The 1,780-nt window shown below is 49.1% G+C and carries 2 protein-coding genes; both read left to right on the top strand.

All coding sequences use genetic code 11. The features are described from left to right. Nucleotides 1-702 (top strand): cysteine hydrolase family protein (locus BLO43_RS16175; protein ID WP_217628095.1); only part of this gene is annotated, 702 nt, incomplete at its 5' end. Between the two features lie 443 nt (nt 703-1,145). Then, nucleotides 1,146-1,780 (top strand): amidase family protein (locus BLO43_RS16170; RefSeq protein ID WP_254773520.1); only part of this gene is annotated, 635 nt, incomplete at its 3' end.

Raw genomic sequence — 1,780 nt, 5'->3', positions numbered from 1 at the left:
TTAAAGTTCATGAAGGAGATGCAAAACATGAATCAAAGAGACAGTTCTGAATCTACTGCATTGATCATTATTGATATGCAGCGCGATTTTTGTGTCAGCGAAGGGTATGCGGCGAAGGTAGGAGTGGATGTACAACGACTGTCTTCAGTCATTAGTAACATCCGTGTTCTTCTTGACACCGCTAGGCAAGCTGGGCTTTTGGTCATTCACACGCGTGAAGGGCACTTGCCTGACTTATCGGATTGTCATCCTGCAAAGCTGCTGCGGAGCGAATTAGCAGGCGCGCCTATAGGTCATAAAGGGCCAATGGGAAGACTGTTAATCCGTGGCGAATATGGACACGACATCATCGATGAACTCAAACCTATGGATGGTGAAATCATCATCGACAAACCTGGCTACGGTTCCTTCTATCGTACAAATCTTGAAGCCTTACTGGAGAAGCATGGAATTCACCGCATTATCCTCTGCGGCGTAACTACAGAAGTTTGCGTACATTCTACGCTGCGCGAAGCGGTTGACAGAGGCTATCAATGTATAACCGTGGGTGACGCATGCGCAGCCAGTAATCCAGAATTGCAGCAGGCAGCATTAGACATAATTAGTGTGGAAGGGAGGATTTTCGGCAGGGTAATGACAACTGAAGAAGTCTGCAGCGCAATATCCCGTCATACACTTAACTCTGCGGGAGCAACAACCTGAGAAGAAGGTAGTAGCGTGATTAATCGCGAGAACGTGCTTCTGAGGATAGCCTAGCCTCTTATAGGCTTGGCGCGAACATCGGACATCACAACAAGTAGCATTAAACATGGAATCTTCATTACGCTTTGCCGTGATAAATCTGTCTGAGTCTTTACGATGCACTGCAAGATATCGCCTTCGTACCGCTCAAGAACACCACTATAACAAGCATTATCACGGTCATCATGATGGAGGAGATAGTTTCCTTTGTTGCAACATGAGATAGGAAAACAACTCCCAACATCCGGTGATAGAACAAATCGCTAAACTAAATACGTCCAGGATCATGAAAATTTACGAATCAGCGAAAACCTATAGCAAAACCGTTTTAAAGCGCATGTTATCCAGAAAGACGGTATTTTTATCAATGTGGCAGACTGCATTCGTGATCCAGGAGGCCAACCATGGATAAATTGCTTCCGCTTGGCGATATCTCCTCTTTGTTGCGACGCTACGCTGCCAACGAACTGACACCGAGCCGCGTCATGGCGGCGGTTCACGCCTCTATGGAGCAAGATCCTGATCATATATGGATACATAAGGTGCCTCTTGAGAAATTGATTGGCCATGCTAAAGCGGTCGAGGCCAAGGCTAGAGCTGGGGGCATGGACGCTATGCCGCTGTACGGCATACCCTTCGCAATTAAGGACAATATCGACCTGGCCGACGCACCTACGACCGCCGCCTGTCCTGCCTTTGCCTATACGCCCCGGCAGAGCGCCGCAGTCGTGCAGAGATTGATTGAAGCTGGCGCCATCCCCATCGGAAAGACAAACCTCGATCAATTCGCCACTGGTCTGAATGGCACACGCTCTCCGTACGGGGCATGTCGCAATGCATTCAATCCAATCTACATTTCCGGCGGATCAAGTTCTGGATCAGCTGTTGCCTTGGCAAAGGGCATGGTGTGTTTCAGTTTAGGTACAGATACCGCAGGATCGGGCCGAGTGCCTGCCGCATTCAATAACATTGTCGGATACAAGCCCACTAAAGGCTGGCTCTCGACACGCGGGGTGGTGCCAGTCTGCCGCTCACTGGA

Source organism: Nitrosospira sp. Nsp13, from assembly GCF_900101945.1.
Taxonomy (GTDB): Bacteria; Pseudomonadota; Gammaproteobacteria; order Burkholderiales; family Nitrosomonadaceae; genus Nitrosospira; species Nitrosospira multiformis_D.
This window is presented reverse-complemented; position numbering and strand designations above follow the sequence as displayed.